This window comes from Arthrobacter jiangjiafuii, assembly GCF_018622995.1.
GTDB classification, from domain to species: domain Bacteria; phylum Actinomycetota; class Actinomycetes; order Actinomycetales; family Micrococcaceae; genus Arthrobacter_B; species Arthrobacter_B jiangjiafuii.
On the sequence record NZ_CP076022.1, the window covers coordinates 3,401,528 to 3,415,313 of the forward strand.

A 13,786-nucleotide genomic window follows, 5' to 3' on the forward strand; every position below is an offset into this window, starting at 1 on the left:
CACCACAACAAAAAAACCCCGGAAATTCCGGGGTTTTCCTGGCGGGACTGTCTCTGGGCCAGTCATGCTGTGGAGCTTAGGGGAATCGAACCCCTGACCTTTTCATTGCGAACGAAACGCTCTACCAACTGAGCTAAAGCCCCTCCCCCGGCCAGGCCGGGCGGCTCCGAAGAGCACTAAGCACGATTCTAGACCCGCGCCCGTGCCCCGGCGCAAATCCCCGAGGCGGCAGGTACTGCAGGTAAGCCTCAAAGACGCCCGCACGGGCACAGTTCGGCTCACGACCCTGCCGACAGTGCCGCCCGGCGACCTATCCTGACAGTCCGGACGACCGGACAAAGGGTGACCCCTCAAAGGAGCAGTGCCATGTCCCTCATCGAATCCATGCTCAGCGAACGGCCCGACGGCGCGGGAACGGACCTCGAAGCCGTTTCCACCTGCGTCATTGCCTGCTTTGACTGCGTGCAAGTCTGTACCGCCTGCGCCGATGCCTGCCTCAGCGAGGACATGCTCGGCGACATGGTGGAGTGCATCCGCAGGGACCTGAACTGTGCCGATATCTGCGCTGCGACCGGAGCCACGGTAGCCCGGACCGGAACCCGGTACTCGGGCTATGAGGGCAGTACCGCTGCGTTGCTGCGCGCGTGCGCGGCAGCCTGCCATCAATGCGCCGAAGAATGCGCCCAGCACGCGGCCGAGCATGGGCACTGCCGGATCTGCGCCGAAACCTGCCGCCGGTGCGCCGCCATGTGCGAGCAGCTGCTCGCCGTGATGGCCGGGTAAAGACGAGACGCCTGCGCGGCATGTCGGTCAGGCGCCCGCAGCCCTAGCTGTCCGCCAGCAGCATGCCGCGCAGGTAGGCCGCCTGGCCCACGTGCTCCAGGCCGTCACCGAGGATGCTGACCAGCCGGACGCCGAGGGTGACGGGCGGATCCCACGCGGTGTCCACCACCTTGTCCAGGTCCTGTCCGGTCACGCCGGAGACAAATGCGGCGGTGCGGGAATGCACCGCCTGGTAGTAATCCAGCAGCACCTCCGCTGACTGCACCCGGACCTCGGCCACCTGCTCCGAAGTATGGCCGTAACCGGTGTCCTCCACGGCCAGGGGCAGGCCCACCCGCTCAAACCAGCCCTCGGCAGTCCAAGCCTGTTCGTGCCCGGCCAACGGGGCAATCTGCGCGTCCTCACCCCGGGCCAGATGCCAGATCAGCCAGGAGATCGAGTTACCCTGCGGATAGGGCCGGCGGTTCAGCACCCCGGCGTCCAGGCCGTGGACCGCCCGGCGCACCGCTTGGGGCAGCCGGCCGAAGGCATCGATGAACAGGTCGCTCGGTTCCATGGGGGCTCCAGGGGGTTGTGGCGGATCGCGGATGGCCGTCATCCTTTCACGCCGCCCACCGGCGGGAAAGGGCACAACGCCTGCGCTTGGGCGGACCGGGAAAAACCTCGCTTCCAGAGGGTTGCATCGGCGGCGGCCGGTCCTAAAATTGCCGCATGAGTTGGACCGATGAGCGTCCTCCGTGGCTGCCTCCCCTCCCCTCGCCGCACCAGGGGCGGATCCGGATCGCCGTGGGCATGATCATGGTGATCTCCTGCATGCTGGGCATCCTGGTGGTGGCCTTCCTGGGTGAAACCCTGAGCATGTACACCTGGTGGCCGCTTGCCATCGGCCTGGCCTTCCTGATGTCCGGATTGCTGAGCAGGCGCAGGCTTCCGTAACCCCATCGCCCAGCCCGAACGCGCCGCCGGACCGCCACGGCGGAGCTTAGGCAAGCTTTATCTTGCTGGAAACACCGGCGCCACAGGCCTACAACGGACATATGAACATGTTTTCCGCGATCCGCCGGTACCGCGCCGTGGCGGCCACAGTCGTCGTCGGGCTGGCCGTTTTTGCCCTGCTGGCTGCCGGCCTCCCCACCGCCGCCGCGTGGCTGGCCAGCACCTATGTGCTGGTGATCGCCGCCGTCACGGCCGCCGGAATGATCCGCGACATCCGGCGCGGGCACTGGGGGCTGGACATCCTGGCGGTGGTGGCGATGGTTTCCACCGTGGCCGTGGGCGAGTACATTGCCGCCCTGATCATCGTGCTGATGCTCACCGGCGGCGAAGCACTGGAGGATTTCGCCGCCGGACGGGCCCGCAGCGAACTCGACGCCCTCCTGGCGCGTGCCCCGCAGAGCGCCCACCGGGTCCCGCTCGATACCGACACCCCCGAGGACATTCCGGCAGATCAGGTGAGGGCCGGGGACGTCCTGCTGATCAAACCGGCCGAACTGGTCCCGGTAGACGGCGTCCTGCTCAGCCCCGAGGCAGGATTCGACGAATCCTCCCTGACCGGGGAATCGCTGCCGGTCACGGTGACCGCCGGCCAGAGCGTGATGAGCGGATCGGTGAACGGATCACGGGCGGTCCGGATCCGGGCCACGGCGACGACGGCGGACAGCCAGTACCAGCGCATCGTGGCACTGGTGCGGGAAGCCGCGGAGTCCCGGGCGCCGGTGGTGCGGCTGGCGGACCGTTTCGCCGTCCCCTTCACTGCCGTCTCGTTGCTCATTGCCGGCACGGCCTGGGCACTGACCGGTGACCCGGCGCGCTTCGCCGAGGTGCTGGTCCTGGCCACTCCCTGCCCGCTGCTGATCGCCGCCCCGGTGGCGTTCATGGGCGGCATGAGCCGCGCGGCCCGCAACGGCATCATCGTCAAGGGCGGGGCCGCCCTGCAGCAGCTGGCCCGCGCCCGCAGCATCGCCTTCGACAAGACCGGCACCCTGACCTACGGCCGGCCGGAGCTCGTGGGTGTGCATCCCGAACCGCCGTTTACTGCCGACCGGCTGCTGCAGCTGGCCGCGTCCGCGGAACAGTATTCCTCCCACGTGCTCGCCGCCGCCGTGCAGGACGCCGCCCGGGACCGCGGCCTGTTCCTGAGCGCTGCCGAATCGGCAGCGGAAATCGCCACCAACGGCGTGCAGGCCACCGTGGACGGGCATCTGGTCCTGGTCGGGAAGCAGCGTTTCGTGGAGGCAGCGGCCGGCGGGCCGGTTACTGCCGCCGCCGTCGTCGCACCCGGGCAGCTCGTGGTTTATGTCGCTGTGGACGGGAGCTTCGCCGGAACCCTGACCCTGAGCGACACCCCCCGGGAGAATGCCCGGGCGACCTTGGACCGGCTGGCCGCCCTGGGCATAGGGCCCGCGGTGATGCTCACCGGCGATGGAAAGGCCACGGCGGAGAGCACCGCCGCCGCGCTGGGCATCGGCGAAGTCCATGCGCAGCTGCTGCCCGAAGACAAGGTGCGGCTCGTTGACGCCCTGCCCCGGCGGCCGGTGATCATGGTCGGTGACGGCGTGAATGACGCCCCGGTGCTCGCGGCCGCCGACGTCGGAATTGCCATGGGCGCCCGCGGTTCCACTGCCGCCGGGGAATCCGCCGACGCCGTGATCGTGGCCGATGACATCTCGAAGGTGGCCGACGCCGTCGACATCGGCCGCCGGACAATGCGCGTGGCGCTGGGCAGCATCTGGCTGGGCGTGATCCTCAGCGTCGGCCTGATGCTGGTTGCCGCCTTCGGGTTCATTCCGGCCGTGGCCGGCGCGCTGACCCAGGAGCTGGTGGATCTGCTGGCCATCCTCAACGCGCTGCGGGCGTTGGGCGGCCCCGCCGCCGAGAGGCCCGATCCGGGCACGCATCAGGCGCGTCCGGTGCCCGCCCCGGTGCCTGAGAAGGGATAATGGACAGCGGCCGGGCAGCCGCCGCGGCCGTTAGGAGACAAACGCTAGGGGACGTCCATGACACTGATCGACAACGGCGTGTATGTGGACGGCAAACGGCAGCACACACCGGAGAGCCTCGACGAGACGTTCGAGCTGACCCGCACCTCAGGCGGCATGGCCTGGATCGGGCTTTACCGCCCGGATGACATCGAACTGCTGGCCGTGGCGGAGGAGTTCGGCCTGAACCTGCTCACTGTGGAGGACGCGCTGGCCGGGCACCAGCGGGCCAAGCTGGAACACTACGACACCACACTGTTTACGGTGCTGCGACCGGCCCGCTACCTCGACGACGTCGAGCGGGTGGAGTTTGGCGAGCTGCACGTTTTCGTCGGGCCCAATTTCGTGGTGACGGTCCGGCATGCCGAATCCCCCGACCTCGGCCGGGTGCGCAAGCGCCTGGAACAGGAACCGGATCTGCTGGCCCTGGGCCCGCACGCCGTGCTGTACGCGGTGCTGGACCAGGTGGTGGATGAGTATGCGCCGGTGGCGGCAGGGCTGGAAAACGATATTGACGAGATTGAGGACCAGCTCTTTGGCGGCGACGCGGAAGTCTCCCGGCGCATCTACGAGCTCTCCCGCGAGGTCATCCAGTTCCAGCGGGCGCTGTCACCGCTGGAAGGCGTGGTCGGGAGCCTGCAGCGCAATGCCGAGCTGTATGGGGTTCCGGCCGAACTCAAGGACAACCTCGGCGATGTCCTCGACCACATCCTGCGCCTGATCGACCGGGTCAACGCCTACCGTGCCCTGCTCGAAAACGCCCTGAACCTCGCCTCCACGCTCGCCTCGAACCGGCTGGCCGAAACCAGTATCGAGCAGAACGAGCAGGTCAAGCGCATCTCCTCCTGGGCTGCCATTCTCTTTGCCCCGACCTTGGTCGGCACCATCTACGGCATGAACTTCGAGCACATGCCCGAGCTGGCCTGGCAGTGGGGCTATCCGCTGGCCGTGGTGGCGATGGCTGCGATGGGCGTCATTCTCTACGTGACTTTCAAGCGGAACAAATGGTTGTGAGACTGCACCGGGTGGCAGGCGCCACGCTCCTGCTGGCAGCCGCGGCGCTGCTGGCCTCCTGCGCCGATTCGCCCGGTGCGTCGGTGCCCTCGGTCGAAGGCAGCTGGGGCGATGTCTCCGATTCCAGCGCGCCGTCGCTGGACTTCGCAGCCGGAGGACGGGTCAGCGGCACCGACGGCTGCAACCGCCTGATGGGCCACTGGACGCAGGACGGCGCCACGGTCATCCTCATCGATATGGCGAGCACCATGATGTACTGCCAGGAGATCGACACGTGGCTTTCCGCGGCGGCCACCGCAGAGATCGACGGCGAAACGCTGGCGCTGTTCAACGAAAACGGCGACCCGATCGGAACGCTGCAGCGCTGACCGGGTTACTGAGCGGCAGCCCCGTCAAAGTGGATGATCTGCCGCAGGGCGCGACCCTCGGCCAGGTCGTCCATCGCCGTGTTGATATCCTCGAGTCCGATCCGGGCCGAGACCAGCTTCTCCACCGGCAGCCGGCCCTGCCGCCAGAGGTCGGCGAACACCGGCACGTCGCGGGAGGGCACGGCCGAGCCGAGATAGCTGCCGATGATGGTCCGGGCCTGGGCGACCAGCGTCAACGGTGAAATCTGTGCCAGCGCGGTCGGCGCCGGAAGCCCCACGGTGATGGTGGTGCCGCCGGGTTCGGTCTGCGCCACGGCGGTCTCGAAGGCGCGGGCACTACCCGCTGCCTCCACCACCGTGGGGGCGGTGACGGACCGGGCCTGGGCCTCGGCCGGGGTGTAGGCCGCGGTTGCCCCCAGGCCCAGCGCCTGGTCGAGTTTTTCCGGATTGGCGTCGATCCCGATGACCTCCGCGCCGAGGGCACGGGCGGTCAGGAGCGCGGCCATCCCCACTCCGCCCAGGCCCACCACCATCAGGGTGTCCCCCGGCGCGGGCTTGGCCAGGTTGAGCACCGCGCCGCCGCCGGTCAGCACGGCGCAGCCCAGCAGGGCAGCCACCTCGGGCGGCACATCGTCGCCGACCTTGACGACGGAACGTTTATCCACCACGGCGTGTGTGGCAAAACCGGACACCCCCAGGTGGTGCAGCACATCCTGTCCGCCGCGGTGCAGCCGGATCTGCCCGGACAGCAGCGTCCCCGCGTTGTTCGTGGCGGTTCCTTGGCTGCAGGGCAGCAGCCCGTTGGAGGCGCAGCCGCGGCAGGATCCGCAGCGTGGCAGGAATGTCATCACCACGCGGTCGCCGGGGACCAGTTCCGTCACCGTGGGGCCGACCGCCTCCACGATGCCGGATGCTTCATGGCCGAGCAGCATGGGGACCGGGCGCACCCGGTCCCCATTGAGCACCGACAGGTCGGAGTGGCAGATTCCGGCGCACTCGATCCGGACCAGGATCTCGTCCCCCGCCGGGTCGTCGAGCTCCAGGTCGCAGACCGACAGTGGACGGGAATCGGCGTACTTTGCCGGTTTTCCGACCTGCTCCAGAACAGCACCACGAATCCTCATGCGCCCCACCCCATCCGTTGTTCCTGCCGGTTTCCTGCCGCTGTCCTCGGGACCGCTGCCCTGCCAGGTGTTAGCAGCGTCAGCGGCGGTTCTTCTGCCCCGCTTCCTCTATGTGCAGGTCAGCGCCCTTGGTTTCCTTCACCATAGTGACTGCGGCAAAGGAGATCACGCACAGCACCATGATGTAGATCCCGATTGACGGCGACCATCCGGTCTTGTTGAGCAGCATCTGGGCGATGGTCGGCGCAAAGGCGCCGCCCAGGATCGCACCGAGTGCATAGCCGATGGAGACACCCGAGTAGCGCACCCGGGCCGGGAACATCTCCGCGTACAACGCCGACTGCGGACCGTAGGAGAGCCCGAGGCCGATCGTCAGCACGAAGATGGATACGGCAAACAGCACAACGTTGGCGGTGTCGATCAGCAGGAACATCGGCACCGACCACAGGAACACCCAGGCGTAGCCGATCTGGAAGGTCTTGATGCGGCCGATCCGGTCGGAGAGGATGCCGCCGTAGAGCGTGAAGATCAGCCAGCCGAAGGAGCCCAGGGTGGTGGCGAGCAGCACCGAGGGCCGGTGCATGCCCAACCCGCCGGCGTCGACCTTTGTCGTGGCGTAGGAGGCAAAGAACGCGATGACCAGGTAGCCGGCGGCGTTGTTGGCGATGAAGATCAGGGCACTGAGGATGACTTCGCGGGTGTTGTGCTTGAACAGCTGGGCAAGAGGTGCGGAGGATTCGTTCTTGCGCTCCTGGATCTCCTTGAACACCGGACTTTCCGAGACGGAGCGGCGGATGAAGTAGCCCACCCCGATCAGCACCACGGAGAACAGGAACGGGATGCGCCAGCCCCAGGAGAGAAACTGTTCCTCGGTCAGGGCAGTGCTCAGGACATACATGACGAAGGTCGCCAGGATCATGCCGATCGGGACGCCGATCTGCGGATAGGCGCCGAACAGGCCGCGCTTGTTCACCGGTGCATGTTCCACCGAAAGCAGGGCCGCGCCGCCCCACTCGCCACCTGCGGAGAATCCCTGCAGGATGCGCAGCACCACCAGCAGGATCGGGGCGGCAATGCCAATCTGGGCATAGGTGGGGACCAGGCCGATCAGGGCAGTGGAAGCGCCCATCATGAGCAGGGTGAAGACAAGCATCTTTTTCCGGCCGAGCTTGTCGCCAAGGTGGCCGGCGACGACGGCGCCCAAGGGGCGGAAGAGGAAGCTGATGCCGATGGTCGCAAAGGAGACCACCTGGCCCAGCGGCCCCTCCATCACGGGACCGAAGTACAGGGTGGCCAGCACGAGGCCGGCCGCCTGGGCGTAAATGAAGAAGTCGTACCACTCAATGGTGGTGCCAACCAGCGTGCCCGCAAGGACTTTGCGCTCCTCGCTGGTCATGCGCCCGTTGGGCAGCGCGGCGGTGCTGTTGCTCATGGAAACTCCATCGTTTATCCGAAGTGGGGCGAGTGACAAAGGAATAACTGAAAGAACGGTCGGTAATGTTCTGCGGCCAAGGTACCGCAAATGTGGCGCAGGACACAGTAAGGCGCATTTATGACAAACCAGCGCGTCAGGACCGCGGCGGGAGTGCATGGCTGCCCACACAACGAAGCAGCACCGCAGCTGCGCCGTTCCAGGCGCAGCCGCGGTGCTGCAGTGGTGCTTGCGGGCCGCTATTCCTTGTGCATCTTGTCCTGGACCGCTCCGGCAGCCTTCTCCACGATGTTCGGCAGGTCGGTAGTGCCGTAGTAGCGCGCATCCACCCGGGTCGGTTCAGGCATGGGGGCCGACGTCGTCGGGCCCTCGTGGTACGTAAACTCGCCGAGGCCGTCGGGCGTGGGTCCGGAAGCCCAGGAGCCTTCGGAGGCACTCTGGCCGTCGGAGAAGTTCAGGTACTGGTAGGAAACGGAGCGCTCTTCCTTCTTGATCGGGAAGTTGGAGGGGACCGGCAGGGATTCAGCACCCTCCGCCTGCAGCTCCAGCGCGGCAGTTGTCCACTGGTTCTGATGCATGGTGTCGCGGGCCAGCAGGAAGGAGAGCAGGTCCCGGACCCCGTGGTCGTCGGTCATATGGTAGAGCCGGGCCACCTGCAGCCGGCCCTGCATTTCGGCGTTGGCATTGGCGGTAAAGTCCGCCAGCATATTGCCGCTGGCCGTGATGTAGCTCCCCTGCCAGGGGTTCCCGTTGGAATCCACGGGGCGGGCGCCGGCCCCGGCCACAATGGCGTGCTGGACATCCATGCCCCCGACCACGGCTGCCACGGTGGGGTCGGACTGGACGGCGTCCTCCGTGATTCCCAGGGGCGCCTTTTCCAGCAGCTGGGCAATCATGATGGCCAGCATTTCAACGTGGCCCATTTCCTCGGCACCGATTCCGTACAACAGATCGCGGTACTTGCCCGGAACGTGGGCGTTCCAGGCCTGGAACTCATACTGCAGGGCCACGGAGATCTCACCGTACTGGCCTCCGAGCACCTCCTGGAGCTTGCGGGCATAAACGGCATCGGGCTGGTCCGGGGTGGATTTGAACTGGAGTTCCTGCTTGTGAAAGAACACTCTGCACACCTCCGCTGGCGTTCCCGTCTTACCGGTCCCGGAGGGGATCTGCGGGTTGTCGCTTAGAAAGCTAGCCCAGGGCAAAGTCATCAGCAAGGTTTCTATTTATGTTTTTCCGTCTGGGGCTGCAGACACCGAGTAGGCCCTGCTGATTGTGGAGCGGCAGGCAAAGGGCTAGCGTTGAGAACGGCCCAGAAGTGCGCCACGCTTCCCACCTAGATGATCCGGTTTGGAATCAATATGGAACACCCGCGCGCGCTCATCCGCACGGACAGCGGTCCGTGGACTCCCACATTTCCGCCGCACCGGGCCCTTGCGCCTGCTGCAGGTCCATCCGCTCCCGGAAACGGAATAAGCGGATGAGGATCAGATACAAGCCCTTCTCCCCGGACCAGCTCCGCGTGCTGGGGCTGCCGGAGGATCCGGCCGACGCGAAAGGGCTGGCCGCCATCCCCACACCCGAGCTACAGGTGCTCGTGGATCGTGCCTATGAACAGTTGGACTGCGAGTACCCCTCGCCGGACGCGGCCGAGTGGTACGAAGCCCTAGCCGGACTCCTGGACCGCCGCGAACTCGACGAGACGGCTGCACTGCGCCACCCGGCATAGGGGCCGGCGGGGTCGTTAGACTTCACCAATGCCCACCAGTGACGACACCCAGCATCCTGAGACCAGCGCTTCACCGGACCAGTTGGCCACCGACGATTTCACGGTCCGCCACCATGCCCTGCCCTCCGGCCTGCGCTACACGACCACAACCGGCCGGATGGTGCTGCGCCGGGAAGTGACCACGGACGGTAAATCCGACGGGTTCCAGCCGAAGGCAGAGATTTTCCTGGTGGCCTACACCGCCGATCCGGACGACGCCGGGGACTCCGCAGCCCCGCGGGAAACGGCAGCACCGCGGGACCCTGCAGCCCCGGCGCCGGCCCCCGCCGCCAACCGCAGGCCGGTGGTCTTCGCCTTCAACGGCGGCCCGGGATCTTCCTCGGTGTGGCTGCACATGGGGCTGCTCGGTCCGCGGATAGTTGATTCCGGGGATGTCGGCTCGCTGACGCCACCGCCCTTCGGACTGGTCGACAATCCGGAAACCCTGCTGCAGCACGCAGACCTGGTGATGATCGATCCGGTGAACACTGGCTTCTCCCGCGTGGTGGACGGCAACGAGGCCGGAGAATTCCACGGGTTCGAGGCGGACCGGGACCTGGTGGCCGAAGTGATCCGGCTCTGGACCACGCGCAACAACCGCTGGCTCAGCCCGAAATACCTGGTCGGCGAGTCGTACGGCACGCTGCGGGCCGTGGCCGTCGCCGGCAGGCTTTTCGACGCCTACGGGATGGCCGTCAACGGGCTGGGGCTGATTTCCACCGTCCTGAACCTGGCCACGCTGGATTTCGCCCCCGGCCGCGACACCCCCTACGCCCTGCACCTGCCCACCTACGCAGCCATCGCGCATTTCCACGGGCGGTACGGGGACCGGGAGCTCGCCGAGGTGGTGCGCGAGGCAGAGGACTTTGCCGGGAAGGAGTTTGGCTACGCCCTGACGCAGGGCGCGCGGCTGAGCGCAGAAGAGTTCGACGACGTCGTCCGCCGGCTGGCCGATATCACCACCCTCGATCCGGGCTTTATCCGCCGCACCAATCTGCGCTGGGACTACGCGCAGTTCTCCGCCGAGCTGCTGCGCGACGAGAACCTGGTGGTGGGCCGGATCGACGGCCGTTTCACCGCCCGTCCGGCCCGCCAGCAGGACTCCATCAACTGGGACGATCCGTCCCTGGTGGCCATCAACGGGCCGTACTCGGCGGCCATCAACCACTATCTGCGGGCCGAGCTGGGTTATGAGAACGACCTGCCGTATGAAATCCTCACCGGCCGGGTCCAGCCCTGGAGCTACAAGAACTTCGAAGGGGTCCCGGTGGATGTCACCGACACCCTGGAACGGCTTCTGGTGCACAATCCGGCGCTGCGGGTCCATGTGGACTATGGCTACCACGACGGCGCCACACCCCATTTCGCCGCCGAGTACGTCTGGGCGCACATGCGGCTGGATGATGCGGCGCGGGCCCGGTTCTGCCACCACTATTACGAGGCCGGGCACATGATGTACGTCAATCCCGAATGCCGGGTGGACCAGCTGGGCGCCTTGGCCGAGTTCGTCAGCGCCGGTTAGGTTCGCCGGGAGTTACCGCGAGGCGAAGTGCCACCAGATGCCGCCGACAAACGCGGTGCCGGCGGCAAAGGCGAAGCCCAGCTCCAGCAGGATACCCAGGCCCATCGCCTTCAGTGCGGCGTAGCTGGCCGACCAGGCCTCGGGCAGGCTGCGACGGCGCAGGTATTCGCTGAGCAGGAGCCCCACCGCAAACCCGACGATCAATCCCACCACGGGAATGACGAACATCCCGACGACACCCACCACCACTCCGGCCAGGATTGAGGTGTTGGGGACTTTACGCTGCTTGAGTTTCCGCCCGGTCAGCACCGCGCTGGACAACAACCCCGCCAGCGCCAGGGCTGCCCCCACCCCGAAGGCCCACCACGCGGCAGTGCTCTGCATAGCCAGCGCCCAGCCCAGCAGGGCAGCGATAATCAGGATGCTCCCCGGCAGGACCGGGACAACTATGCCGGTCAGGCCAACAGCGATGGCAAGGGCGGCGATGACGGTAATGAGAATGTCGGGGTCCATTTCCCCAGTCTTCCATCCACATGAGCCGGGGCCGGACAAGCGGTCCAGGCCGGAACGGCGCCTGAACCGGCGCGCGGCGACAGTCCGGCAATCGCCAAGCAGTGACCGTGAATACTAAGCTTGCTTACAGCACAGGCCAATCCGGCCGCACCATCGGCTGCACCCAGCCGCCACGCCACCGCACCAGGAGAAACAGATGAGCACGGAATCAGGCAACACCGGCCGCCCCGGAGCCGCCAACAGCTCCGCCGACAATTCCAACCCGCTGGGCCCCGACGGCGGACCCATCCGGGACCGGTCAGACCGCCTGGCACCTGCCGACGAAACCCAGGTCCTCCCCGCCGGTGCAACATCCGCCGGTCCAGCCCGGGCCGGAGCAGCGGAATCGGAAGGCGGCACCGACGGAGCATCCGCACGCCGCATGGACGCCTCTCCGCACGACGACGGCACAACGCGTGCCATGCCGCTGAGCGCCACCAAGGATCCGCACCAGGATTACGCGGCAGACAACGGCAACCGCCCGGAGGTGGCCGACGACCGGACAGCCACCCCTGCCGGAACCACAGACACCACCGCCGCCGGAGCCGCGCTTCCCAACACCGCGCTCCCCAACAGGGCCAACCGCGAGGCGCTGCTGGCCCTGGAAAAGGAACGCTTCGGCGGCATCAAGTTCGGTGCGGCCTTCTTCGGCTGGCTGACCGCCACCGGCATGGTGGTGCTCCTGTCCGCACTGGCCGCTGCCATTGGCGCCGCCGTCGGCTTCTCCACCGACAATGACCTCGACCAGTCACTGGACCAGGCCATGGCCAACCAGAGCGCCGGAATTATCGGCGTCGTTGTCCTGCTGCTCGTCCTGCTGCTGGCCTATTACGCCGGCGGCTACGTGGCAGGCCGGATGGCCCGGTTCAACGGCCTGAAGCAGGGCCTGGCCGTCTGGATCTGGGCCCTCATCGCCGGTGTTGTGGTGGTAGTGCTGGGACTGGTCTTTGACAACAACATCCGCAGCATCACCGCACTGAACACCGTGGCTCCGCTGCCCGAGGACCTTGACGGCGCCTCCGCAGTGACCTGGATTGCCATCGCGGCCACCCTGGCCGCGTCCCTGCTTGGAGCCCTGCTGGGCGGCCTGGCCGGGATGCGCTACCACCGCCGGATCGACCGGGCGGACTTCAGCGACGCCGACGTCCGCGCGTAACCGACCCGCCGGCTGCCGGAAAAAACCACCGGCACAAAAAACCGGCCTGCACTCCATCCAAGGAGGGCAGGCCGGCTTTTTGCTGTCCGCGGGCTTTTTGCCCGCTACGGCGTGGGCATGCCGCCGTTGACGTTCAGCGTTTCGCCCACCACGAAGCTGGATTCCGGCGATGCCAGGAACACATAGGCCGGGGCCAGCTCGGTGGGCTGACCGGCGCGGCCGAGCGCGGTGTCCTTGCCGAACTCGGGCAGCTTGTCCTTGGGCTGGCCGTCGGAAACCTGCAGCGGCGTCCAGAACGGTCCCGGCGCGACGGCATTCACGCGGATTCCCTTGGGTGCCAGCTGCTGGGACAGTCCCTTGGTGAAGTTGTTGATCGCCGCCTTGGTGCTGGCGTAGTCCAGCAGGTACGGCGAGGGGCTGTAGGCCTGGACCGAGGTGGTGTTAATGATGCTTGAGCCGGCAGGCAGGTGCGGCAGCGCCGCCTTGGTGATGCGGAAGAAGGCGTAGATGTTGGTCTTGAAGGTGTCATCCAGCTGCTCGTCGGAGAGGTCTTCAAGATTGTCCACGGCCACCTGCTTGCCCGCGTTGTTCACGAGGATGTCGAGGCCGCCCAGTGCCTCGACGGCGTCGGCGACCAGCTGCTTGCAGTACGCGGCGTCGCGCACATCGCCGGGGAGCGCTACCGCCTTGCGGCCGGCGGCTTCGACGAGCCGGATGATCTCCCGTGCGTCTTCTTCTTCCTCGGGCAGGTAGGCCAGTGCGACGTCGGCGCCTTCACGGGCGTAGGCGATGGCCACTGCCGCTCCGATACCGGAGTCAGCGCCGGTGATCAGGGCCTTGCGCCCTTCGAGGCGGCCGGTTCCGCGGTAGGAATCCTCGCCGCGGTCGGTCTTCGGCTCCAGATCGGCGTCGAGACCGGGCTCCGGCTGGTCCTGGACGGGCGGGGTGATTTCCGGGAACCGGTCCACCGGGTTCTGGAACGTGTACTGGTCTTTCGTGCTGCCGTTGGTCATAGAGTTTCCCACTTTCGGTAGGTCATTCTGCGTCGGTACGCCGGCCCGCGGCGGTGTTTTCACCCTCCCGGCCAAA

Annotated in this window: 14 protein-coding genes and 1 tRNA gene; 8 read left to right on the forward strand and 7 right to left on the reverse strand. The window is 66.9% G+C overall.

The window, feature by feature from the left end; translation table 11 throughout:
• Positions 1 to 70: 70 nt before the first annotated feature.
• A tRNA-Ala gene (locus KKR91_RS16000) sits at positions 71 to 143 on the reverse strand.
• Positions 144 to 366: 223 nt separating this feature from the next.
• Between KKR91_RS16000 and KKR91_RS16005 the strand changes: the two genes are divergently transcribed.
• Positions 367 to 783 carry a four-helix bundle copper-binding protein gene (locus KKR91_RS16005; RefSeq protein WP_210227349.1) on the forward strand — a complete coding sequence of 139 codons (417 nt, stop codon included), beginning with the start codon at positions 367 to 369 and terminating at the stop codon, positions 781 to 783.
• Positions 784 to 826: 43 nt separating this feature from the next.
• Here the strand turns inward: KKR91_RS16005 and KKR91_RS16010 are convergent, their stop codons facing one another.
• Positions 827 to 1,339, reverse strand: coding sequence for a mycothiol transferase (locus tag KKR91_RS16010; protein ID WP_210227347.1), 513 nt, complete (start codon positions 1,337 to 1,339; stop codon positions 827 to 829).
• A gap of 155 nt (positions 1,340 to 1,494) precedes the next feature.
• Between KKR91_RS16010 and KKR91_RS16015 the strand changes: the two genes are divergently transcribed.
• From KKR91_RS16015 to KKR91_RS16030, 4 genes are all read left to right on the forward strand, one after another.
• The gene (locus tag KKR91_RS16015; RefSeq protein WP_210227345.1) at positions 1,495 to 1,719 is read left to right on the forward strand and encodes a hypothetical protein; all 225 of its coding nucleotides are present in this window, start codon (positions 1,495 to 1,497) and stop codon (positions 1,717 to 1,719) included.
• Positions 1,720 to 1,820: 101 nt separating this feature from the next.
• Positions 1,821 to 3,722: a heavy metal translocating P-type ATPase gene (locus KKR91_RS16020; RefSeq protein ID WP_210227343.1), complete on the forward strand. Its 1,902-nt coding sequence runs from the start codon at positions 1,821 to 1,823 to the stop codon at positions 3,720 to 3,722.
• A gap of 57 nt (positions 3,723 to 3,779) precedes the next feature.
• Positions 3,780 to 4,775, forward strand: coding sequence for a magnesium/cobalt transporter CorA (corA, locus tag KKR91_RS16025; protein WP_210227341.1), 996 nt, complete (start codon positions 3,780 to 3,782; stop codon positions 4,773 to 4,775).
• Entirely contained in the window at positions 4,772 to 5,143 is a 372-nt protein-coding gene (locus KKR91_RS16030) for an META domain-containing protein (protein WP_237687411.1), read from the forward strand. The genes corA and KKR91_RS16030 overlap by 4 nt, the downstream gene beginning before the upstream one ends.
• Before the next feature lie 5 nt (positions 5,144 to 5,148).
• Here the strand turns inward: KKR91_RS16030 and KKR91_RS16035 are convergent, their stop codons facing one another.
• The 3 genes from KKR91_RS16035 to KKR91_RS16045 all read right to left on the reverse strand — a co-directional run bounded on the left by KKR91_RS16035 (position 5,149) and on the right by KKR91_RS16045 (position 8,820).
• Positions 5,149 to 6,267 carry an alcohol dehydrogenase catalytic domain-containing protein gene (locus KKR91_RS16035; RefSeq protein ID WP_210227337.1) on the reverse strand — a complete coding sequence of 373 codons (1,119 nt, stop codon included), beginning with the start codon at positions 6,265 to 6,267 and terminating at the stop codon, positions 5,149 to 5,151.
• Between the two features lie 79 nt (positions 6,268 to 6,346).
• The gene (locus KKR91_RS16040) at positions 6,347 to 7,699 is read right to left on the reverse strand and encodes an MFS transporter (RefSeq protein WP_210227335.1); all 1,353 of its coding nucleotides are present in this window, start codon (positions 7,697 to 7,699) and stop codon (positions 6,347 to 6,349) included.
• A 239-nt stretch (positions 7,700 to 7,938) separates the two neighbouring features.
• Positions 7,939 to 8,820, reverse strand: a complete 882-nt coding sequence (locus KKR91_RS16045) for a manganese catalase (RefSeq protein WP_210227333.1) — start codon at positions 8,818 to 8,820, stop codon at positions 7,939 to 7,941.
• 359 nt (positions 8,821 to 9,179) lie between these two features.
• On the opposite strand from KKR91_RS16045, the gene KKR91_RS16050 reads away from it, so the two are divergent.
• A complete protein-coding gene (locus tag KKR91_RS16050; protein ID WP_210227331.1) occupies positions 9,180 to 9,428 on the forward strand; it encodes a hypothetical protein in 249 nt (82 codons plus the stop codon).
• Between the two features lie 28 nt (positions 9,429 to 9,456).
• Positions 9,457 to 10,989 (forward strand): S10 family peptidase, encoded by a 1,533-nt coding sequence (locus KKR91_RS16055; RefSeq protein WP_210227329.1) that lies wholly within the window; start codon positions 9,457 to 9,459, stop codon positions 10,987 to 10,989.
• Between the two features lie 12 nt (positions 10,990 to 11,001).
• On the opposite strand, the gene KKR91_RS16060 is transcribed toward KKR91_RS16055, so the two are convergent.
• A complete protein-coding gene (locus KKR91_RS16060) occupies positions 11,002 to 11,502 on the reverse strand; it encodes a DUF456 domain-containing protein (RefSeq protein ID WP_210227328.1) in 501 nt (166 codons plus the stop codon).
• 196 nt (positions 11,503 to 11,698) lie between these two features.
• Between KKR91_RS16060 and KKR91_RS16065 the strand changes: the two genes are divergently transcribed.
• Positions 11,699 to 12,697 carry a hypothetical protein gene (locus tag KKR91_RS16065; RefSeq protein WP_210227327.1) on the forward strand — a complete coding sequence of 333 codons (999 nt, stop codon included), beginning with the start codon at positions 11,699 to 11,701 and terminating at the stop codon, positions 12,695 to 12,697.
• A 104-nt stretch (positions 12,698 to 12,801) separates the two neighbouring features.
• On the opposite strand, the gene KKR91_RS16070 is transcribed toward KKR91_RS16065, so the two are convergent.
• A complete protein-coding gene (locus KKR91_RS16070; RefSeq protein ID WP_210227326.1) occupies positions 12,802 to 13,710 on the reverse strand; it encodes an SDR family oxidoreductase in 909 nt (302 codons plus the stop codon).
• Between the last annotated feature and the right edge of the window lie 76 nt (positions 13,711 to 13,786).

Coding starts and splice junctions, on each gene's coding strand:
- KKR91_RS16005 (WP_210227349.1), top strand. CDS start 367: ATGTCCCTCATCGAATCCATGCTCAGCGAACGGCCCGACGGCGCGGGA.
- KKR91_RS16010 (WP_210227347.1), bottom strand. CDS start 1,339: ATGGAACCGAGCGACCTGTTCATCGATGCCTTCGGCCGGCTGCCCCAA.
- KKR91_RS16015 (WP_210227345.1), top strand. CDS start 1,495: ATGAGTTGGACCGATGAGCGTCCTCCGTGGCTGCCTCCCCTCCCCTCG.
- KKR91_RS16020 (WP_210227343.1), top strand. CDS start 1,821: ATGAACATGTTTTCCGCGATCCGCCGGTACCGCGCCGTGGCGGCCACA.
- corA (WP_210227341.1), top strand. CDS start 3,780: ATGACACTGATCGACAACGGCGTGTATGTGGACGGCAAACGGCAGCAC.
- KKR91_RS16035 (WP_210227337.1), bottom strand. CDS start 6,267: ATGAGGATTCGTGGTGCTGTTCTGGAGCAGGTCGGAAAACCGGCAAAG.
- KKR91_RS16040 (WP_210227335.1), bottom strand. CDS start 7,699: ATGAGCAACAGCACCGCCGCGCTGCCCAACGGGCGCATGACCAGCGAG.
- KKR91_RS16050 (WP_210227331.1), top strand. CDS start 9,180: ATGAGGATCAGATACAAGCCCTTCTCCCCGGACCAGCTCCGCGTGCTG.
- KKR91_RS16055 (WP_210227329.1), top strand. CDS start 9,457: ATGCCCACCAGTGACGACACCCAGCATCCTGAGACCAGCGCTTCACCG.
- KKR91_RS16060 (WP_210227328.1), bottom strand. CDS start 11,502: ATGGACCCCGACATTCTCATTACCGTCATCGCCGCCCTTGCCATCGCT.
- KKR91_RS16065 (WP_210227327.1), top strand. CDS start 11,699: ATGAGCACGGAATCAGGCAACACCGGCCGCCCCGGAGCCGCCAACAGC.
- KKR91_RS16070 (WP_210227326.1), bottom strand. CDS start 13,710: ATGACCAACGGCAGCACGAAAGACCAGTACACGTTCCAGAACCCGGTG.